A 19,431-nucleotide genomic window follows, 5' to 3' on the forward strand; every position below is an offset into this window, starting at 1 on the left:
AGAACCATGGATTTTACCCTGAACGACGAACAGCGCCAAATCTACGAATATGGCGATCAGCTGGCACAGAAATACGACAATTCCTATTGGCTGGAGCACGCGCGCAAGCACGAATTCCCCAAAGAGATGTTCCAGAAAATTGCCGATGACGGCTTCCTGGGCATCATGGTGCCCGAGGAATACGGCGGTGCCGGACTGGGCATGACAGAAATGTCGCTGTTCATGGAAGGCACCGCCAATAATGGCATTCCGCTTCTGATGATGGTGGTCGGGCCGACCATGTCGTTGGCTCACCTCGCCAGTCACGGGTCCGAGTTCCACAAGAAGGAACTGCTGCCGGCAGCCTGCCGCGGCGATATCCAGTTCTGCTTCGCGATCACGGAACCGGGTGCCGGCTCCAACACGATGAAGGCCACCACGCTGGCCAAGCGCCGGGGCAACCGGTTCAGCCTGTCGGGCGAAAAGACCTTCATCACCGGCGCCGAGGTATCGGATTATTGCCTGGTGGTGGCACGGACCAAGCCGCACACGGAGGTCAGCCGCAAGACGGACGGCTTCACCCTGTTCGCCGTGGACCTGAAGAAAAAGGGCGTCGACAAGCAGCGGGTGAAGATCTCGATCCCCCTGCCCGAGGAACAGTGGACTCTGTTCTTCGACGAGGTCGATCTGGGCCCCGAGGACGTGGTGGGTGAAGTGGACGAGGGGTTCTCGATCCTGTTCGACAGCCTCAACCCCGAGCGTATCATCCTGTCCGCGCTGTGCTGCGGCATCGGCCGTTTCGCGCTGAACAAGGGCGTGGCCTACGCGTCCGAGCGCAATGTCTTCGGCCAGCCTATCGGGGCGCATCAGGGTGTGCAGCACCCGATGGCCAAGGCGCATACCGCCGTGGAAATGGCCAGTCTGATGACCCGTCGCGCGGCGTGGGAGTTTGATAACAAACTGCCCGCCGGTGCCTCATCGAACATGGCCAAATACGCAGCGGCGGAGGCCGGGATCGAAGCCGTGGACGCCGCACTTCAGGCTCATGGCGGATCCGGTTTTACCGAGGATACCGGACTGTACGAAATGTACCCGCTGGTACGCCTGCTGCGCACGGCACCCGTGAACCGCGAACTATGCCTCAGCTTTATCGGTGAAAAGGTCATGGGCCTGCCGCGATCCTATTGATCGCGCGGCCCGGAAGGGAGGACGACATGCAATTTGGAATGCGCTTCCGGCGGCAAGACGCCGCCGATAAGGTGAACGACCGCTTCTGGCACGAGATCGAGGGCATGCCCCTCGACGAGGTGCGCAGCATTCAGGAGGAGCGGCTGCGCGCGCAGATGGCCTATCTCAAGGCGAACTCCACCTTCTATCAGGAGAAGCTGGCCGAGACGGGTGTGGATTTCGACGACATCCGCACCATCGAGGATCTGCAAAAGCTGCCCTTCACCTACAAGACCGAGATCCGCGAAAGCCTGGCCGCGGAGCCGCCCTTCGGCAAGCACCGCGCGGCCCCGATGGCGGACATCATCCAGATGCAGGCCTCGTCAGGTACGACCGGCAGCCCGTCCTACGTCGCGCTGACCGAGGCCGATACCGAGATGTGGCACGAAATGACCGCGCGTTGTTTCTTTGCAAACGGTGTGCGCCCCGGCGACATGGTGCTGCATGCATTCGCATTGGCCAAGGGCTTTGTCGGCGGCATCCCCGTGATGCAGGGCTTGCAATACATGGGAACGATCGACGTGCCGGTCGGGGCGGATGGCGGCGCGGAACGGCTGCTGCGCGCCTGCGCCGACACGCGCCCGCGCTGCATCGTCGGTGCCCCGAATTTCGTTCTGCACCTGGCGGAGAAAGCGCCCGAGATCCTCGGCTGCAAGGCCAGCGAGCTGGGCGTCGAGCAGGTAATCGTCGGCGGTGAACCCGGCGGCGGCATTCCGGCAATTCGCGCAAAAATTGAAGAAGCCTGGGGCGCGAAATGCTGCGAAATGCTGGGCGGCACCGATCTGGGCGTTACGTATTGGGCCGAATGCGAGGCTCAGTCAGGGATGCATATGGTCAACATGGACTATATCATTACAGAGCTGCTCGACCCCGAAAGCGGCAAGATCATTCCCTGGGAAAAGGGCGCCGAGGGCGAAATGATCTATACCGCGATCGGCCGCGAGGCGAGCCCGGTGGTGCGGTTCCGGTCCGGCGACTACATCGAAGTCATCGATACGGAATGCACCTGCGGGCGCACCGGACCGAAAATTCGCTGCACCGGTCGAACCGACGACATGCTGATCGTACGCGGCGCCAATGTCTTCCCTTCGGCCGTCAACAGCGTGGTCACGGAAATGGTGCCGGAAACCAACGGCGTCATGCGGATCGTGGCCGATTTCCAGGGTCACACCACACAGGGCGCGCTGACGGTCATTGTCGAACGCGGTCCTGACCGTGACGCCAAGGATGATGCAGCGCTCAAGAAGAAGATCGAACAGCGACTGCGCGACGCCCTTGTCTTCAAGGCCGACGTTCATCTCGTCGCGCCCGACACCTTTGAAAAGCCCGGCGCTGCGAAGGTAGCCTTTGTCCTAAGAGAATATCCCGACCTGTCATGACAAAAATGAAATCCCTCCTCGACACCGGGTCCGACGGCTTCCGGGAAAATGATGCGCAGTATCGCCAGAAGATCGACGATCTGCATGCTCTGCGGCTGACGCAGCGTGTCGGCGGTCCTGAAAAGGCACGTGAACGGCACGAATCGAAAGGCAAGATACTGCCGCGTGAGCGTATCGAACGCCTGATCGACCCTGGTACGCCCTTTCTGGAGCTTGGCGAACTGGCCGGGCTGAACATGCACAAGGGCGTTCCGCCCGGCGCCGGCATCATCACCGGTATCGGTGTGATCGAAGGCCGCCAGTGCATGATCATCGCCAATGATGCCACCGTTAAGGGCGGCACCTATTTCGGCATCACGTGCCGCAAGCACGTGCGCGCGCAGAAAATCGCCTGGAAAAACCGTCTTCCGGTCATCACGCTTGTGGATTCGGGCGGCGCGTTCCTTCCTGATCAAGCGAATCTCTTCCCTGATGAGGGGCAGTTCGGCTCAATCTTTCATCAGCAGATCGGCATGTCGGGTGACGGCGTGCCGCAGATCGCAGTGGTCATGGGCCCCTGCACCGCAGGCGGCGCCTATATTCCCGCGCTTTGCGACGAGGTGGTGATCGTGCGCGGTCAGGGCTTCATGTATCTGGGTGGCCCGGAACTGACCTTTGCTGCTACAGGTGAGAAGGTCGATGCCGAGTCGCTGGGCGGTGGCAAGATGCACTCGTCCGTCTCGGGCGTAACCGACCATCTGGCCGAGGATGACGCACACGCGCTGGCCATCACGCGCGATATCGTCAGCCATCTGGGCGAAAAGCCCGTGCCCCGCAAGACACCCCATGAACCGCGGGAGCCCGCCTATCCGACCGAGGAAATCTACGGCATCGTCAGCCGAGATCCCAAGGTGCCGACGGACAACCGGGAGATCATCGCCCGGCTGGTGGACGACAGTGACTTTCACGAGTTCAAGCCGCTCTACGGCGATACCATCATGACCGGCTGGGGCCGGATCCACGGCCACGAAGTCGGGATTATCGCCAATACCGGTGTGCTGTTCGTTGAGGCCGCGTTGAAGGCCACCCATTTCATCAACCTTTGTGTCCAGCGCGATATTCCATTGCTGTTCCTGGCCGATGTGAATGGCTTCATGGTCGGCCGCGAGGTCGAGCAGATGGGCATTGCCAAGGCCGGCGCGAAAATGATTACGGCCATGTCCTCCGCGCGGGTGCCGAAATTTACCATCATCACCGGCGGCTCCTACGGGGCCGGCTATCTGGCCATGCTGGGCCGTCCTTTCCAGCCGGACGCGATGTTCGCTTGGCCGACGGGCCGTTCCGCCATCATGGGGCCGGAGCAGGCCGCCAGCGTGCTGGCGCAGGTCCGCGCCCAGATCAACGAGCGTGAGGGCAAGAGCTGGACCCCCGAGGAGGAGGAAGCCTTCAAGGCCCCGATCCGCAAGGAATACGAGGAGTTTCAAGGTGCCTACAATTTTGCCTCCAACCTGTGGATCGACAGCGTGATCGAACCTTGTGAAACCCGGAATGTCATGGCGCTGATGCTGGATGTGACATCGCGCAGACCTAAGGTCGAAACCAATTTCGGCGTGTTCAGGATGTGAGGGGCGAACCATGAAAATCAAAACGCTTCTTATCGCCAATCGCGGCGAAATTGCCTGCCGGATCGCGCGCACCGCGCGGGCCAGCGGTATCACCCCTGTCGGCGTGCATTCGCAGGCCGACGCAAATGCCCTTCACGTTCGGGAGATCGGACACTCCGTCTGCATCGGCGCCGGACCCGCATCCGAAAGCTATCTGAAGATTGACGCGGTGATTGCCGCCGCGAAGTCGGTCGGCGCGGATGCGATCCATCCCGGCTATGGCTTTCTGGCGGAGAATCCCGATTTTGCCCGTGCGGTCGAAGCCGCCGGCATGATCTTCATGGGGCCGACGCCGGAAACGCTTGAACGTTTCGGCGACAAGGCCAGCGCCAAGGATGCCGCGGTGGCCGCCAGTGTTCCAGTGATTTCCGGCGCGCAAGGCGCGCGATCCAACCCGCAGGAGATTGCCAGGGAAGTGCGCGAGATGGGCCTGCCCGTCCTGCTCAAGGCCGTCGGCGGTGGCGGCGGTCGCGGCCAACGGCTTGTGACCGATGAGACCACTCTGGAGGAGGACATCGAAGGCGCGCTGCGGGAGGCAAAATCCACATTTGGCTCCGAAGGGCTGTTGCTGGAACGCTTCCTGCCCGAGGCCCGCCACGTCGAAGTGCAGATCGCAGGCGACGGAAACGGGCACGTTGTGCACCTGTTCGAGCGCGACTGTACATTGCAACGGCGCCATCAGAAGGTCATCGAGGAGGCCCCGGCCTGGGGTTTGCCGCGCGCTCTGCTGGACCGGATCGCGCAGGACGCGGTGCGTCTGGGCGAAACGCTGGCCTATCGCGGTCTGGGCACCGTGGAATTTCTGGTCGCGGGCGAGGAATACTTCTTTCTTGAGGTGAACCCCCGCATCCAGGTCGAACACCCCGTCACCGAGGCGATTACCGGGCTGGATCTGGTCGCGCTGCATCTGCGCATTGCCGAAGGTGCGGGCCTTGGTCTGGTTCAGGATGACCTTGCGATCAACGGCCACGCGGTTGAGGCGCGGCTTTATGCCGAAGATCCGGCGATGCAGTTCGCCCCTTCGACAGGCACATTGACCACGCTGAGCCTGCCCGAGGGCCTGCGCATCGACAGCGGCGTCGAAGCGGGCGACACGGTCACACCTTACTATGACCCGATGATCGCCAAGCTGATCGTGCACGCACCCGACCGGGAAACGGCATTGGCGCGGCTGGCGACGGCGCTGGATCATGTCGCGGTGGAGGGTGTGGAGACCAACCGCGCATTCCTCACGGCACTGGCACGCAATCCGGAATTCGAACGGATGCAGGTTCACACCCGCTGGATCGACGGCAGGTTGGACGAACTGACCAAGGACAGCGTCTTGTCCCGTCCCGAGCTGTGGAAGGCCGCAGCGGCCATTCTTTTCATGGCCACCTCTCGGCAGGATGGGGAAACCGATCCCTGGATCAACCGCGACACCTTCACCGGTTGGCGGCTGGGCCTGGGCGGCGACACGATGGAGGCAGGGCAGCGCGTGACGCTCACGGACGCCTCGGGAGCTTCGCAGGAATTCCGCGTCGGACCCGTCAAATCCGGTGACAGCTACACCGTGCTGTCGGAAAACGACGATGTCGCCACCCTGACCATGCGTGAGGTCGTGCCTGGTCGCTGGCGTCTGGGCCATGGCGACGCCGTCTTCCTGATCGACGCGCGTATTCAGGCCGGGGTGATTGAGATGGATACGCCCGAAGGGCGTCTTGTCTTCCGCCCTGCCGCACCTCTGGACTTCGCAGGTGGCGATGCGGCGGCGGATCGTGCCGTGGCTTCTCCGCTGACCGGCATGATCGTCGAGATCAAGGTGGCAGAAGGTCAGCAGGTGGCAGAGGGCGATGTGATCGCGGTCATGGAATCCATGAAGCTTGAAATCTCGATCCGCGCTGCCGCAGCCGGGATCGCCAGCAACATATCCGTCTCGACTGGGGACATGGTCGATCGCGGCCAAGTCATTGCCGAGATACTGCCATCCGAGGAGCAACAAGATGAGTGACTTTCCAAAATTCGTCGAATTTCGCGAAGAAGGCCCGCGTGAGGGCTTTCAGATCGAGAAGAAAATCTATCCGATCGAAGACCGGATCGAACTGATCGACATGCTCAGCGAGACGGGGTTGAAGCGCATTCAGGTCGGCAGCTTTGTCAGCCCGAAATACGTGCCGCAAATGGCAGATACCGGCGAGCTGTTCCAGCGCATCAAGCGCAAGCCCGGCGTGAACTACACATCGCTGTGGCTGAACGACAAGGGTTTTCGCAAGGCCCTGACCGCCCATGAGGTCGACATCGACCCGCGTCTTCTGTTCTATCCGTCCGAATCCTTTGCGCAGGCGAACAATAATTGCTCGTCGTTGGAAATGCGTGAAAAACAGCGCGAGTGGGTCCGGCTCTACAAGGAAGAAGGCTACACGGTCGATGCGGCCTATGTGATGACGGCTTTTGGCTGCAACTTCGAAGGCCCCATGCCGCAGGAGCGCATCCTGGACGATTTCCGCTTTATCCTGCAGCTTTGCGAGGAGGAGCAGATTCCCGTTCCGATCCTGGTGGTCGCGGATACAATGGGCTGGGGCAACCCGGAGGCAGTCAAGCGCATGATCGGTGCGCTGCGTGAACTGGCGCCGGATGCGCGCATCGGCATGCACATTCACGACACGCGCGGGCTTGGCATCGCCAATGTTTATGCCGCCCTGTCGATGGGTGTAGACATGTTCGAAAGCTCGGTCGCGGGCCTTGGCGGCTGTCCTTTCGCAGGCCACGGCCACGCACGTGCCGCCGGCAATGTCTGCACGGAGGATGCGGTTTTCCTGTGCCACGAGCTTGGCATCGAAACCGGCATCGACCTGGACAAGCTGATCGCAGCCGCGGTCAAGGCGGAAGACATTATCGACGCGCCGCTCATGGGCCGCGTCATGCATACTGGCGGTCTGGACAAGTACCGCAAGGCAAGCTGAGGGAGGATGAAAATGGCTAAGGCACTTGACGGAAAGGTGGTTCTCGTCACCGGAGCGGGTGGCGGAATCGGCCGCGATATCGCCCTGATGGCAGCGTCCGAAGGCGCGGCTGTGGTGGTCAACGACCTGGGCGCGTCGCTGAAGGGAACCGGTCAAACGGAAACCGCAGCGCAAAACGTGGTGGATGAAATCAAGGCCGCTGGCGGCGATGCGATCGTCGATGGCGGCAATGTCACCGATCCCGACGCCGCCCGCGCGATGATCGAGGCGGGCGTCAAGGAATTCGGCCGCATCGACGCTGTCGTAAACAACGCCGGCATCCTGCGCGACGGTTTCTTTCACAAGATGACCTATGAAGATTTCGACGCGGTGGTGAAGGTACATCTTTACGGTGCGTTCAACACCAGCCGCGCCGCCGCCGACTATTTCCGTGAGCAGGAGGGCGGCGCGCTGGTGCACATGACCTCCACCTCGGGTTTGATCGGCAATCTGGCTCAGGCGAACTATTCCGCCGCCAAGCTGGGCATCGCCGCCTTCTCGAAATCCGTGGCGCTCGACCTCAAGCGGTGGAACGTCCGCTCGAACTGCATCGCGCCCTTCGCGTGGAGCCGGATGATCTCCTCGATCAAGACCGACACGCCGGAACAGCAGGCCCGCGTTGCGAAAATCAAGGAAATGACACCGGCCAAAGTCGCGCCGATGGCCTGTTTCCTGATGAGCGACCGTGCGGCGGACGTGTCCGGGCAGATCTTCGCGGTGCGCAAGAACGAGATATTCCTGTTCAACCAGCCCCGTCCGGTGCGCTCCGTCCATTCAGGCGAGGGCTGGACCGCCGATGAAATCGCCGAGCGCGCCATTCCCGCGCTCAAATCGCAGTTCACGCCGCTCGAAGTTTCGGCGGACGTCTTCTCATGGGATCCCGTCTGATGGCCAAGCGCAAGGATAAGATCAGCTCCGACATCGGCTGGAGCACACCCGACAAGATCACCGTTCGCGGGCTGGACCTGCCGAACGAGATTCTGGGCCACATGAACCTGGGCGATCTCGCCTTCCTGCAACTGACGGGCCGCAAGGCCACGCCGGAGGAAAGCAAAGTCTTCAACGCCATCGTGATTACCCTGGTGGAACACGGCATTACCCCGTCCGCCCTGGCCGCGCGCATGACCTATATGGGCGCACCGGAATCGCTACAGGCGGCGGTCGCGGCCGGTTTGTGTGGACTGGGCACGGTCTTCGTCGGCTCGATGGAGGGCGCGTCGAAGATGCTATACGAGGCGCTGCCCGAGGATAAGCTCGGCACCGGCGCCGATCTGGACGCAATCGCGCTGGAAACGGTCGAGAAATTCCGCGCCAGAAAGGCCATCGTACCCGGTCTGGGCCATCCGGTTCACAAGCCGATCGACCCGCGCACGCCGCGCCTGTTCCAGATTGCCGCCGAGAACGGAAAATCGGGCGAGTACATCGCACTGATCCAGAAGATTCAGGCCGTCGCGGAGGAGAAGGCCGGCAAGATGCTGCCAATCAACGCCACCGGCGCCATCGGCGCGATCTGCTGCGAATTCGGCTTCCCGTGGAAGATCGTTCGCGGATTTGGCGTCATGGCGCGGTCCATCGGGCTGGTCGGGCACATCCTTGAGGAAAGCGAAAACCCGATTTCCTATGAAATCTGGCAGCGTGCCGAGGAGGAAATCCTCGAAACCTCCGGTCCCGGGAAAGCCTGAGCGTTGCGCGCTCTTTGCGCGCAGTTCCCACCGGAATACCATCGCAAGCACGGTGAGGCCGCCCCCTATCCCGAGAGTTCGTCGATGCACTGACCCGCGAGGGTTGGCGCGTCGCGATGATCCCCGAGGAATATGGCGGATCGGGCCTTGGCCTGACCGAGGCTTCGATCATCATGGAGGAGGTGAACCGCAACGGTGGCAACGCGTGTCACTGCCCGCCCCCGAGAATGTGCCTGAAGAGCCCCAGATCGAGACCGCCCCGATGCCCAGCAACCCTCGCCAGAACCGCGATTCCGAGGTCGATTCCCGGGGCGAGAAGCGCTCTAACATCACTCATGCCTCGACCACCGATCCGGACGCACGGCTCTACAGGAAATCGCCCGGCACCGGTGCGATGCTGTGCTTTATTGTCCATGCTCTGATGGAGAATCGCTGCGGCGTGATTATGCAGGGCAACCTGACCGAAGCGGACGGCCATGCCGAACGGCGTGCTGCCTTGGATATGGTGCATCGCGAGTCCCCCGGCTGCTGGCCACAATGAAGCCGAAAGCAGGCGTCACGCGCGCAGAACATTCGCGTCGACGGGCATTACGTTCAAGACGGCAACCCAAATAACGGAAAACAATTTCGCTTCGGCTATTTCAGCACCCTGCCAGAGCTTCGACCGGGCAAGGCCGCTGCAACACCGGGGGCGGCCTGGTGCGACCCCGGCTACCTGACAAAGGGCGCGATCCCTGCCAGGGCGATGGCACGGTACATGTCGTCGTCCAACATCAGCGCCGTGGCGATGGCACCCTTCGTATCGCCGGTGCCGGCCTGTGCAAGCACGATGGCGACCATAATCTCGTCTCGGTCACGTGGGTCCGTCACATCACTGGCAAGGTCGAGCGCGCTCTCAACTTCGCCAGCTGCTGCCAAGAGCTCAGCCATCCTATATTGTATGTCAAGGCGGCTGCGCGCCTCCGGGCTGCGCGTCACGATGGCCAGGGCCTCATCCGGCCGCTGGTTTCGGACCAGCGCTTCGGCGATGGCGACGATGGCGGCGATGCGGTTTTCCCGGGTGTCGATTTCCGCAACAGTAGCAAGGCCCGCCTCCGGCTGACCCAGAAGAACCTGCTGCTGCGCGACCGCGGCAAAGGCCGAGGTATCGCCGTAATGTCGGGCAAGGTCGCGCGAGATCCCGAGGGCGGCGTCGATCTCGCCGTTGGCGGCCCTGCGTTCGGCGATCGCGACCATCGCGTCGAGGTCGCCGTAGGGCGCCTCTATGCGCGATGCGATGTCGAGCGCCTTGTCGATCTGTCCCTGTCTGGCCTCGAACGCGGCGATCCGCGAGATCGCGCGCGACCGGCCGCCGACATCGGGTATCGAAGCCGCGGTTGCGAGAGCGCCAGCAAGGTCGCCCGCTTCCGCCTGGATCTGCGCAATCGTCGCGAGCGCCTCGTAGAACCAGAAGTGATCGAACTCTCCGGACCGCGAGACCAGACCGGAGGCGATCTTGAACTGGTGCTGTTCCGAGGTGAACCAGTAATTGGTTGCAATGCGGCTTGCCGCGAGGATCGCGCCGCGGATGTCGCCGCTGCGCGCAACCGAGATCGCAATGGCCGCCTCTGCCTCCGAGCGGCGGTAAGGGTTGTCGATTGCCAATACCGTGTCGAAGGCGGCGTCGATGTCGCCGGCAGCGGCCTGTTGAACGGCCACCGATTCAAGCGCGGCGATGCGCGAGGAGCCGATCCGCGCGTCGGCGATTTCAAGCGCGATGACCTGTGCCTGCTCGACCGCTCCCGCCCGTGCCCCGGATTTTGCGATTTCTCCCATGGCCTCGGCCACGGTGCGCGGATTGGCGATCTGGCGCGCGGTTTCGACCGACTGGTCAATCCGATCCATCCGCGCCAACGCCACCGCTATGGCAAAGAGAATCTCGTCGCGCTGCCTGGGGCGCGACACCTCGTCGGCGGCGCGGCGCGCATCCTTGAGCAGGCACTCCGGCAGGGTTTCCACGCAGTCTTGCAGAGCCGGCTGTGCCTGCGCGGATCCGAGCGTCAACAGCAGCGCGAGTAGGGCCGGGATCAATCGAAGGTCCGTCATGTGAAGGGTTTGTCCGCAGTTGCCCATGCAAAAGACCGCAACGCGGGTGCAATGGCAACCGCTGCGCCTTCCCGCCGGTCTGCCGCGAAGTCGACTCGTCACCGGCAAGGGTGAGGTGCTATCGTTTCATACCCAAGGCTGAGGAGACGAATGACGATGAAGAAGAGCGCATTGATGGCCATTCTCGTGCTGGCTCCCATGGCCGCAGCGGCATGGGAGCCCGAGGCAATGACCCGGCTGAAGGAGACCGGAGATTGTCCCGGCTGCGATCTGAGCGACGCCAACCTGAGATGGGCAAACGTCTATGAAGCCGAACTGGCTGGCGCCCCGAATCTGGTGGGCGCGGCGCTGAGCGATGCCGACCTTTCCGGCGCGGATCTTTACGGAGCGAACCTGGAGGGGGCAGACCTGCGCCGCAGCAACCTGTCGGGGGCCAAACTGTCCTGGGCGACCCTGAAAGGCGCCGATCTGACGGGGGCCGATCTGACGAATGCCACGGTTGATGGTGTGTCCTTTTGCAACACGACCATGCCGGACGGGCGTATCGACGATACCAATTGCTGAGTTTTGGCAGTTTCGGCTCACACTTTCGCAAGGTGCGTCGATCATCGACTGGTTCGCCTATGGGTTCGCAGCCCGCACCGTGAAGGGCGCGAACGAGACCTTCGACACCGGTGATGTGCGCGGAGTGATCGCGGCGGAAAGCGCCAACAACGCTACGACAAGCGCCGCGCTGGTGTCGACCATCGCCTTTGGCGTGCCGGGCAGCACCAGCATGGCGTTCCTGCTCGGCGCTTTTCTGATCCCCGGTCTGCAACCGGGTCCCTGACTATCGGCCTGCAACGCACTGTGATTCCTGCGCTGACCGAGACAGAGTTCGGTGTCGTTCAGCGCTCGATAACCGTCATCTTCGCCTTCATAGTCTCTTTCGGTATCGTGAAGGGCGTGATGAACTTCGTTTCTGGCCGCCTGTCGGAGCGAGTCGGGCGGCGCAGGTCGTCGCGATCGACGAGCCCCGCACCGTCGACCGGCAAGGTATTGTCAGGTTGTTGATGTTGTCTGGGTTCATGCGTGGCGATCGCTCATGATCAGCCAAGTTTCACAGTCTGTCACATCCCAGAAGGTAGTATGGCTGTTTTTTAAACAGCTCCGGCTTCATTTTGTGCCAGTCTTTCATCGCCTGCAATGGCGTCTTGCTGCCCAAGGCTGATTGCGGGAGCTGCTGGTTGTAGAGCCAGACATACCGGTGCAGCGTCGTCTCCAATTCTTCGCCTGATCGGAAATGGTGGCTTTGCAGCACCTCTTCGATGCGGCCGTTGAACCGCTCGACCATGCCGTTGGTCTGGGGTGACTTTGGCGGTGTCAGGCGATGATCGATGTCGAGGGCTGAGCAGAGCTGGTCGAACTCGTGCGCGCCCGTGGCCGCGCGCTTGCGCAGGCCGAAGAGGCGGTCGGTGAACTCCTTGCCGTTGTCCGTAAGAATGGTGCGGATACGCAGGGGGCAAGCGCGTTCCAGATCGCGTAGGAAGCGACGCGCGTTGGCGGCGGTCTTGGCCCTGAACACACGGATGAAGACCCAGCGGGTCGCTCGGTCGATTGCCACGAAGAGATAGCGCCGCGAGACCTCATCTTCCATTTTCGGCAGGTATTTCACATCGATATGGATGTATCCGGGCTCGTAGGCCTTGAAGGTGCTGTGCTTCGGCTTCTGGTCCTGAGCCTTGAGATCGCGGAGGTTTCCCACACCATGCCGTCGCAGGCAACGGTCCAAACCGGAGCGCGAGACGTTCGGGTTCAGGAACTCCCTGACCACGGAAAGCAGATCATCGAGCGAAACCAAAAGCGTCCGGCGCAAGGCAACCGCGACCGCTTCCTGCGCGGGCGTCAACGTTGTCTGAAGCCGATGCGGCGTGTGGCTGCGATCCTCGACGCTATCCCGGTGCCGCCATTTATAGACCGTCTGCTCCGTGACCCCGAAACGCTCGGCCAGTACTGGCGCAGGCTCCGTGCTCGCTTGTATCGCGGCCCGAACCTTCGGCGTCGTTGTGGCTTGCTTGTGAAGGTGGATCAACATGGTCGCGCCCCGTCCCGAACTTCCCTGAGGACCGATCTTGCCATGAAAAGCGCCGATCGCCGAGGGCTTATGTGATCATCCGGGATGGAACAGATATCCTCGTGCAGCATCAGCGCAATGCCAAGGCCGCACGACGTTTCCTAAAGCGACTGATCGCACGGTTTGGCGAGCCCCCGGGTCATTGTGACGGACAAGTTGCGCCGCCATTTCAAGCCTATCCGCGATCTCGCACCGAACGCGGATCATCGCGCACACAAGGGTTTGAACAATCGTATTGAGCGCTCGAACAGGTCTACACGAAGGCGCGAGAAAGTGATGGGCCGGTTCAAATCGCCTCGACAGGCACAGAGGTTTCTCGCCTCGCACGATCAGACAAACACGATCTTCCGCCCCCGACGTTATTGGATCTCCGCAATCTCTTAGCGGCACGCCAGGGCCGACGCTTTCGATCTCTGGAATACCTATGCAGCGCAAATGGCCGAACCCGGGGGCGCTCCTCTCAATCACGCGACAACAAGTTGGCAATGCTCAAAGCGCTGTCAGCTTTCTTAGGGAGATCGGCGCTATTGCCATAGGCGACGCGGGTATAAGAGGTCATCTTGTCGCAAAACGCCTTGAAGGGCTTGAGGCTCATCAGGTGCTTTGGCGTCACAAGGACAACGTCTCGCCTGTATTCTCCTAGTTCGACAATCTTGATCCTGCTGCGCACCGACTCCGGCAAGTTACTAATGAGTGAGACGGGGGTGTGACAGGTTGCCAGTCCGGCCGCCACGATATCGACAGCCGTCGGAAGCGCCATGCAACCGAAAAACGGTGTCGCGAAAGGCAAACGATGTCGGAACCAGTTCTCGCTCCACTCGCTCCAGATCAGTTCTTCGGTGAGGTCGACGTACCTCGAAAGAGCCTTCGGGCTTGATGCGGGCAAGGCGCCGGTGGCCAGAATACTCTCGATGATCTTGTCGGGAATGTCCGCAGGCAGGGTCCAGGCGATGGGATCTGTCCACAGATGCTCGATATGAAACGATGATCGGAACGGCTCAATGCTGCCAAGGCTCACGATACCGCAGTTGAGCTTGTGCGTGTTGATCATCTCGACAACGTCGCTTGACGTGGTGCCCCACACCATTTCGAAGCGCGCGATCTGTTCGATCTCGGAGGCACACCGCGCGGCGACTTCGGTAAACCGCCCGCGCAAGGACGGAGTGGTTCCGAAGCTCAACGTGAGATTCCTTTCGGCGAACAGGATCTTGTGCTGCTGTTCCGCCTTGTCGACGGAATTCAGGATCTGTGAAGCGTTCCTGAACCAGTATTCTCCGGCTGCGGTCAACTTCACATTGGACGACCGGCCGCGGACAATCAGCTGCGTTCCAAGGGTCTCCTCGAACTTGGCCAGTTGTTGTGACAGCGTCGGCTGGGACAGGCCAACCATGCGCGTGGCCTGGCTTATGGAGCCTGCCATGATGATCGCGTGGAGGATCTCAAGCTGTTTCAACGTGACTTTCAAGTATGGTCTCCGGCGTTCAGGCAATTGGCGCATTTCCGGCAAGGCTACGCCGCGGACCGGCGATGTAACAGGGGGCGGGTGAAAATCGTGCTCCGGCGACAGGCGGTGTCTGGTCTGCTAACCTCCTGTCAGCAAGCCCCGCGGCGGGGGCAGAAATTGAAGGAGACGGGTCATGAAATGGTATCAGGGAACAGGTCGCAGTCTGGCGGTCGCGATGGTCGGCATGGTCTGGGCCGGGGCTGCACCGGCTGACATCGTGACGGCGAATTGCACCGGGATGCTGGATCTCGACATCTACACGTTCGACACCACGCTGGACAGACAGGACATCGCAGGCATCGGCCTGGCGGATTTCACGATGGACGAGGATGCAATCCGGCTCGAAGGGGATTTCGGCAGCTATCGTTTCGATCTCAACGCTGGGACGCTGTATCACAACGACAGTGATACCGGGCTCTACTGCACCTACAAGACCCGCGAAGAATGAGGGGCCGCGGCGGCGGCAAGGGTGCAGTTCGAACCACAATACCGCCCCGCGCTTAAATTGGTTTTTCCAATAGTGCGTATTGGTCGCCTCCGACACAAAGGCCATTGAGACACTCCGGTGGTTGTCTAGAGTCCTATTGGGGTTTGATCGGAAAAGTCCGAACAATGGGAGTCTTGGTTCTTGCCGAACGCGCGGCGAGAGCAAGTGAAGATCAGACTGCGCCAGACTTGGCACAACGCAGACGAACCGCACGTGGTGCGCAGACCCGGACAACGGGTAAAGAGGAGGAGTAACGGATGGCGATCACACTCAATATCAATGGCGAAGATCACGAACTGGATGCAGACCCGCAGATGCCCCTGCTTTGGGCGATCCGCGAAAAGGCCGGGCTGACTGGGACCAAATTCGGCTGCGGTATCGCCCGGTGCGGGGCTTGCACGGTGATCATTGATGGCGCTGCCGTCCGGTCTTGCAACACGCCTGTCGCCGCTGCGGCTGGCAAATCCATCCGGACGATCGAAGGGGTGTCGGAGAACAACGACCACCCTGTGCAGATCGCCTGGCAAGATCTGACCGTGCCGCAATGCGGGTACTGCCAGTCTGGCCAGATCATGTCTGCCGTAGCGCTTCTCGAAAAGAGCGCAGAGCCTACGGATCGCGAAATCGACCAGGCCATGGCCGGCAACATCTGCCGCTGCGGCACCTATCCGCGAATTCGCGCGGCGATTCACAAAGCGGCTGAACTGAGCAAGACCTGAAGGAGGAAGTCATGAAGGACCATAATTTCACAAGACGGAATTTCCTCCAGGTTGCGATGACCGCGGCCGGGGGGCTGGCTATCGGGGTGCACATGCCGGGAGCGGCATTCGCCGAGTCCCACGCAGGGGCAGGCGCCGAGATCAATGCCTGGCTCACGATCGACCCTGACAACATTGTCAGCATCGTGACGCCACAGACCGAAATGGGACAGGGCGCCTTTACCGCTGTTCCAATGATGGTGGCGGAAGAGCTTGATATCCCGTGGGAGAATGTGCGCCGCGTCTATGCCGATGCGAACCGCCACGTCAACAACGACAACCTCTATGTCACGACCTCGACCGGCGGCTCGCGCACCGTGGCCAGCCGGCACCCCTACATGATGCAGGCCGGCGCCTCGGCCCGCGAACGCCTTCGCAAGGCAGCAGCGGATCGTTGGGGTGTGGCGATCGAGGAGGTCGTCGCCAAGCAGGGCATGCTGAGTGCAGGCGATCAGAGCGGGACCTACGGAGACTTCGCGGCAGACGCGGCTCAGGTCACGCTCGAGGAAGAGCCCGCGATCAAGGAGTACGGCGACTGGTGGCTGCTGGGGACCGACATCAAGCGTCTCGACGTCGATCTCAAGACCAACGGCACGGCGACCTATCCGATGGATGTCATTCTGGATGGAATGGTCCACGCCGCCGTGGCCTCTTGTCCGGTGCCCGAAGGAAAGCTCTTGAGCTACGATTTCGAGGCGATCAAGGACATGCCGGGCGTGATCGCGGCCGTCGAGATGAAGCAGACCAAGGACGTTCCTGCCTTCACCGACATGCGCAGCGGCGTCGCCGTTGTTGCCGAAAGCTGGTACCAGGCCAAGAACGCCCTCGCGGCCATGCCGGTCGAATGGGACCTTGGCCGGGGTGCCTCGATCAGCTTTGAGAGTCAAACCGCCGAAGCGATGAGCCTGATTTCCAAGCCCGGTATGCTTGTCCTCGACGAGGACGGCAACATCGGCAAGGGCCAGGAGACCGGCGTCAATCAGGACGCCGTGCCCGGCATGATCGAAGCCGCCGCCGAAGACAAACTGGTGGTTGGTGAGGTCTATTCCAGGCCGTTCGAGGCGCACGCCACGATGATGCCGCCCTGTGCCGTCGCGGATGTAAAGGACGACCGGGTCGATATCTGGACGTTCACCCAGGACATCGGCCGGTCGCTCAACGAAGTGGCGGACGAGATTGGCCGGGATACCGAAAACGTGCATCTGCACCAGACCTTTCTGGGCGGTGGTTTCGGCGGCGGGTACAACATGTTCGTCCACCGTCAGGCCGCGGCGATCTCGGCCGAGATCGGCAGACCGGTCAAGCTCATCTGGAGCCGCGAGGAAGATGTCGCGCAGGACAGCCAGCGCCCGCCGGTCTGGGGCACCTACAAGGCCGTTCTCGGTGACGACGGGCTGCCCACCGCGCTGGTGACGCATTTCGTCGGGGAAGAGAAGATGCCCGCGTTCTCGCAGCGCGGCGTCGCGAACATGCACTACCAAGTGCCGAACCGCCGACACGAATACTCTGCCGTTCAGAGCCATATTCCGATCGGCTATCACCGGGCGCCGGGGGCGAACTCCAACGGGTTCATCGTCGAACAGATGGCTGACGAACTTGCCCATGCCGGAGGCTGGGATCCGCTGGAATGGCGGCTCAAGATGACCGAGGGCAACGAACCTTGGCAACGTGTGCTGACCGCAATGAAGGAAAAGTCGGGCTGGACGACAGACCTTGGCAACGGTCGAGGCATGGGCTGTGCCGTGGTCGACAGCCACGGCACCTATGCCGGCTGTGTCGCCACGGTAGAGGTCAGCCGACGCGGAGAGATCTACATCGACAAGCTGCAATATTTCATCAACAGCGGCTATGTCATCAATCCGCTCAACGCCAGGGAGCAGGCCGAAAGCTCTGCGATCTGGGAACTGACCCATGCCTTCTTTGGCGGTCTCGACATCCGCGAGGGTCGCGTGGTGAACACCAACTTCGACTCCTACACGATGATGAGTATGCCCGACACGCCGCCGGAGATCGAGATTCACCTCGAAAACTCCAACGACCAGTGGTGGGGTGGCCTGGGTGAGCCGGCCGGGCCGCCGACACCGCCTGCGGTCGCCAACGCGATCTTCCATGCGACAGGCACGCGGGTCAGGACCACGCCTTTTGCCAAGGTGTCTCTCTGATACCAAGGCGGACACCATCAGTCTGAAACGAGAAACAGGGGCCCAAGGGCCCCTGTTTTGCTTTTCTCCCGCTTTTTCTCCCGATGGGCGACAGGTCAGTGACCCGCGTCCCCGGTGGAGGCGCTGGCGATGTGCCCCTCGATATCCTCCCATGCGGGCAGATCCGTGAACTGCCAGCGGGCAAAGGCAACGACGGCGGCAAGTTTCTCGTCCGACAGGGCGATCGCCTCCATCTTGCGCTCTCTCGACCCGATGCTGGGCTGGATGCCGTTCCGGATGGCATTGATCAAGTTCGTCGGCGCTGGCGCGTTCAGCGCGTAGGTCAGGCCCAGTGAGATCGGTTGGGTCTCGGAAATCCGCTGCTTGTGGCAGCGGACGCAACTGTCCTCGAAGACCTGCGCGCCTTGCCGGATCTGATCGGAGACCTCGGCCCCGTCCAGCGTGACGTCAAAGGTTTCGGGCAGGTCCAGCGCCGCGATCTCGCTTTGCCGGGCGTCCCGCTCTTCGACATCGACCGGGGGGGTGATGCGGTTCAGCCATGCAGCGATGGCAAAGACATCGTCTTCCTCTGCGTCATAAAGGTTGTCGATCACCGGCGTCATCGGGCCGCCCGCAATGCCGTGGTGTTGGCTCCACCCGTCGAACAGATAATCCAGATAATCGTCCATCTCCCAGCCCAGCGGCGATATCGAGGCTGCGCCAAGCGGTGGAATCAGCCAGCCTTCGGCCTCGCCCCCGGCCAGAAACTCCGACGTCTTCACCGCGCCGAAGGCGTTGCGCGGGCTGTGGCAGGCAGAGCAATGGCCCAGCGTTTCGCCCAGATAGGCACCGCGGTTCTCTTCGTCGTTGAACTCCGGGTCGGGGGTGAATTCCTCGGGATGGTGGAACAGGAACTTCCACCCCGCTAGGATCGGACGGAAGGAAAACGGAAAACCCAGTTCGTTCGGGATGTCCTCTGCGACCACCGGGTCTTGCGTCATCAGATACTGGTAGAGCGCTTCCATGTCGTCTTCGGTCATCGCGGCGAAATGGTCGTAGGGAAAGGCCGGGTAGAGGTGGTTGCCCTCCCGGTCCACGCCTTCGCGCATCGCCCTGTCAAAGGCGGCAAAGGACCACATGCCGATGCCGGTCTCGGGGTCGGGGGTGATGTTGGTGGAATAGATCGTGCCGAACGGCGTCGGCAGGGCGATCCCGCCGGACATCGCCCCCGCATCGCGCGGTGTGTGACAAGTGGCGCAATCGCCAATCAGAGCGAGATTTTCACCCGCCGCGATCTGATCGTCCGGGAAGGCCACGCGATCCACCTCTGGCACCGCTTCGATTTCGCCGGGGAAAACGTCCAGCAGATACACCCCTGCCGCGACCGCTGCGATTGCGACGACAGCGGTTCCGGCCAGCCACTTCTTCATTGATATGCCTCATGTTTTGTTG

17 protein-coding genes and 3 pseudogenes are annotated in these 19,431 nt (G+C 61.8%); 15 read left to right on the forward strand and 5 right to left on the reverse strand.

Annotated elements, in window-relative coordinates; genetic code table 11:
- Window positions 1-6: 6 nt before the first annotated feature.
- The 9 genes and pseudogenes from G8E03_RS02395 to G8E03_RS02435 all read left to right on the forward strand — a co-directional run.
- A complete protein-coding gene (locus G8E03_RS02395) occupies window positions 7-1,167 on the forward strand; it encodes an acyl-CoA dehydrogenase family protein (RefSeq protein ID WP_166188264.1) in 1,161 nt (386 codons plus the stop codon).
- A gap of 26 nt (window positions 1,168-1,193) precedes the next feature.
- Complete coding sequence (locus tag G8E03_RS02400) at window positions 1,194-2,585, forward strand: phenylacetate--CoA ligase family protein (protein ID WP_166188290.1); 1,392 nt, start codon at window positions 1,194-1,196, stop codon at window positions 2,583-2,585.
- On the forward strand, window positions 2,582-4,189 hold the full coding sequence (locus G8E03_RS02405) for an acyl-CoA carboxylase subunit beta (RefSeq protein ID WP_166188292.1): 1,608 nt from the start codon (window positions 2,582-2,584) through the stop codon (window positions 4,187-4,189). Before G8E03_RS02400 ends, G8E03_RS02405 begins: the two co-directional genes overlap by 4 nt.
- A gap of 10 nt (window positions 4,190-4,199) precedes the next feature.
- A complete protein-coding gene (locus G8E03_RS02410) occupies window positions 4,200-6,218 on the forward strand; it encodes an acetyl/propionyl/methylcrotonyl-CoA carboxylase subunit alpha (RefSeq protein ID WP_166188295.1) in 2,019 nt (672 codons plus the stop codon).
- Window positions 6,211-7,170, forward strand: coding sequence for a hydroxymethylglutaryl-CoA lyase (locus G8E03_RS02415; protein ID WP_166188297.1), 960 nt, complete (start codon window positions 6,211-6,213; stop codon window positions 7,168-7,170). Before G8E03_RS02410 ends, G8E03_RS02415 begins: the two co-directional genes overlap by 8 nt.
- 12 nt (window positions 7,171-7,182) lie before the next feature.
- Window positions 7,183-8,097: an SDR family NAD(P)-dependent oxidoreductase gene (locus tag G8E03_RS02420; protein ID WP_166188299.1), complete on the forward strand. Its 915-nt coding sequence runs from the start codon at window positions 7,183-7,185 to the stop codon at window positions 8,095-8,097.
- Window positions 8,097-8,891 (forward strand): citryl-CoA lyase, encoded by a 795-nt coding sequence (locus tag G8E03_RS02425; protein WP_166188301.1) that lies wholly within the window; start codon window positions 8,097-8,099, stop codon window positions 8,889-8,891. The genes G8E03_RS02420 and G8E03_RS02425 overlap by 1 nt, the downstream gene beginning before the upstream one ends.
- 3 nt (window positions 8,892-8,894) lie before the next feature.
- Window positions 8,895-9,103 (forward strand): annotated as a pseudogene (locus G8E03_RS02430) (acyl-CoA dehydrogenase family protein); the annotation flags it as partial.
- 71 nt (window positions 9,104-9,174) lie between these two features.
- Window positions 9,175-9,417: pseudogene (locus G8E03_RS02435) on the forward strand (IS5/IS1182 family transposase); the annotation flags it as partial.
- 185 nt (window positions 9,418-9,602) lie between these two features.
- Here the strand turns inward: G8E03_RS02435 and G8E03_RS02440 are convergent.
- Entirely contained in the window at window positions 9,603-10,976 is a 1,374-nt protein-coding gene (locus G8E03_RS02440; protein WP_166188303.1) for a tetratricopeptide repeat protein, read from the reverse strand.
- A 156-nt stretch (window positions 10,977-11,132) separates the two neighbouring features.
- Between G8E03_RS02440 and G8E03_RS17565 the strand changes: the two genes are divergently transcribed.
- Both G8E03_RS17565 and G8E03_RS17395 read left to right on the forward strand, forming a co-directional pair.
- Window positions 11,133-11,540 carry a pentapeptide repeat-containing protein gene (locus tag G8E03_RS17565; RefSeq protein WP_283811447.1) on the forward strand — a complete coding sequence of 136 codons (408 nt, stop codon included), beginning with the start codon at window positions 11,133-11,135 and terminating at the stop codon, window positions 11,538-11,540.
- 79 nt (window positions 11,541-11,619) lie between these two features.
- Window positions 11,620-11,805: a tripartite tricarboxylate transporter permease gene (locus tag G8E03_RS17395; RefSeq protein WP_240910392.1), complete on the forward strand. Its 186-nt coding sequence runs from the start codon at window positions 11,620-11,622 to the stop codon at window positions 11,803-11,805.
- Between the two features lie 58 nt (window positions 11,806-11,863).
- Here the strand turns inward: G8E03_RS17395 and G8E03_RS17275 are convergent, their stop codons facing one another.
- Window positions 11,864-12,010, reverse strand: a complete 147-nt coding sequence (locus tag G8E03_RS17275) for a hypothetical protein (protein WP_205793191.1) — start codon at window positions 12,008-12,010, stop codon at window positions 11,864-11,866.
- Window positions 12,011-12,075: 65 nt separating this feature from the next.
- On the reverse strand, window positions 12,076-13,050 hold the full coding sequence (locus G8E03_RS02455; RefSeq protein ID WP_166188310.1) for an IS481 family transposase: 975 nt from the start codon (window positions 13,048-13,050) through the stop codon (window positions 12,076-12,078).
- Between the two features lie 92 nt (window positions 13,051-13,142).
- On the opposite strand from G8E03_RS02455, the pseudogene G8E03_RS02460 reads away from it, so the two are divergent.
- Window positions 13,143-13,473: pseudogene (locus G8E03_RS02460) on the forward strand (DDE-type integrase/transposase/recombinase); the annotation flags it as partial.
- A 76-nt stretch (window positions 13,474-13,549) separates the two neighbouring features.
- On the opposite strand, the gene G8E03_RS02465 reads toward G8E03_RS02460, so the two are convergent.
- Entirely contained in the window at window positions 13,550-14,542 is a 993-nt protein-coding gene (locus tag G8E03_RS02465; protein ID WP_205793193.1) for a LysR family transcriptional regulator, read from the reverse strand.
- Between the two features lie 184 nt (window positions 14,543-14,726).
- Here G8E03_RS02465 and G8E03_RS02470 point away from each other — a divergent pair, with 184 nt between their 5' ends.
- From G8E03_RS02470 to G8E03_RS02480, 3 genes are all read left to right on the forward strand, one after another.
- Complete coding sequence (locus G8E03_RS02470) at window positions 14,727-15,041, forward strand: hypothetical protein (protein ID WP_166188314.1); 315 nt, start codon at window positions 14,727-14,729, stop codon at window positions 15,039-15,041.
- A 296-nt stretch (window positions 15,042-15,337) separates the two neighbouring features.
- On the forward strand, window positions 15,338-15,799 hold the full coding sequence (locus G8E03_RS02475) for a (2Fe-2S)-binding protein (protein WP_166188316.1): 462 nt from the start codon (window positions 15,338-15,340) through the stop codon (window positions 15,797-15,799).
- A gap of 11 nt (window positions 15,800-15,810) precedes the next feature.
- Window positions 15,811-18,000, forward strand: a complete 2,190-nt coding sequence (locus G8E03_RS02480; RefSeq protein ID WP_166188319.1) for a xanthine dehydrogenase family protein molybdopterin-binding subunit — start codon at window positions 15,811-15,813, stop codon at window positions 17,998-18,000.
- A 95-nt stretch (window positions 18,001-18,095) separates the two neighbouring features.
- On the opposite strand, the gene G8E03_RS02485 is transcribed toward G8E03_RS02480, so the two are convergent.
- The gene (locus tag G8E03_RS02485; protein WP_166188321.1) at window positions 18,096-19,409 is read right to left on the reverse strand and encodes a cytochrome c; all 1,314 of its coding nucleotides are present in this window, start codon (window positions 19,407-19,409) and stop codon (window positions 18,096-18,098) included.
- Between the last annotated feature and the right edge of the window lie 22 nt (window positions 19,410-19,431).

The organism is Pontivivens nitratireducens, from assembly GCF_011290545.1.
Lineage (GTDB): Bacteria > Pseudomonadota > Alphaproteobacteria > Rhodobacterales > Rhodobacteraceae > Pontivivens > Pontivivens nitratireducens.

Coding starts and splice junctions, on each gene's coding strand:
- G8E03_RS02470 (WP_166188314.1), top strand. CDS start 14,727: ATGAAATGGTATCAGGGAACAGGTCGCAGTCTGGCGGTCGCGATGGTC.
- G8E03_RS02410 (WP_166188295.1), top strand. CDS start 4,200: ATGAAAATCAAAACGCTTCTTATCGCCAATCGCGGCGAAATTGCCTGC.
- G8E03_RS02440 (WP_166188303.1), bottom strand. CDS start 10,976: ATGACGGACCTTCGATTGATCCCGGCCCTACTCGCGCTGCTGTTGACG.
- G8E03_RS17565 (WP_283811447.1), top strand. CDS start 11,133: ATGAAGAAGAGCGCATTGATGGCCATTCTCGTGCTGGCTCCCATGGCC.
- G8E03_RS02475 (WP_166188316.1), top strand. CDS start 15,338: ATGGCGATCACACTCAATATCAATGGCGAAGATCACGAACTGGATGCA.
- G8E03_RS02395 (WP_166188264.1), top strand. CDS start 7: ATGGATTTTACCCTGAACGACGAACAGCGCCAAATCTACGAATATGGC.
- G8E03_RS02425 (WP_166188301.1), top strand. CDS start 8,097: ATGGCCAAGCGCAAGGATAAGATCAGCTCCGACATCGGCTGGAGCACA.
- G8E03_RS02400 (WP_166188290.1), top strand. CDS start 1,194: ATGCAATTTGGAATGCGCTTCCGGCGGCAAGACGCCGCCGATAAGGTG.
- G8E03_RS02485 (WP_166188321.1), bottom strand. CDS start 19,409: ATGAAGAAGTGGCTGGCCGGAACCGCTGTCGTCGCAATCGCAGCGGTC.
- G8E03_RS02415 (WP_166188297.1), top strand. CDS start 6,211: ATGAGTGACTTTCCAAAATTCGTCGAATTTCGCGAAGAAGGCCCGCGT.
- G8E03_RS02420 (WP_166188299.1), top strand. CDS start 7,183: ATGGCTAAGGCACTTGACGGAAAGGTGGTTCTCGTCACCGGAGCGGGT.
- G8E03_RS02405 (WP_166188292.1), top strand. CDS start 2,582: ATGACAAAAATGAAATCCCTCCTCGACACCGGGTCCGACGGCTTCCGG.
- G8E03_RS02480 (WP_166188319.1), top strand. CDS start 15,811: ATGAAGGACCATAATTTCACAAGACGGAATTTCCTCCAGGTTGCGATG.
- G8E03_RS02455 (WP_166188310.1), bottom strand. CDS start 13,050: ATGTTGATCCACCTTCACAAGCAAGCCACAACGACGCCGAAGGTTCGG.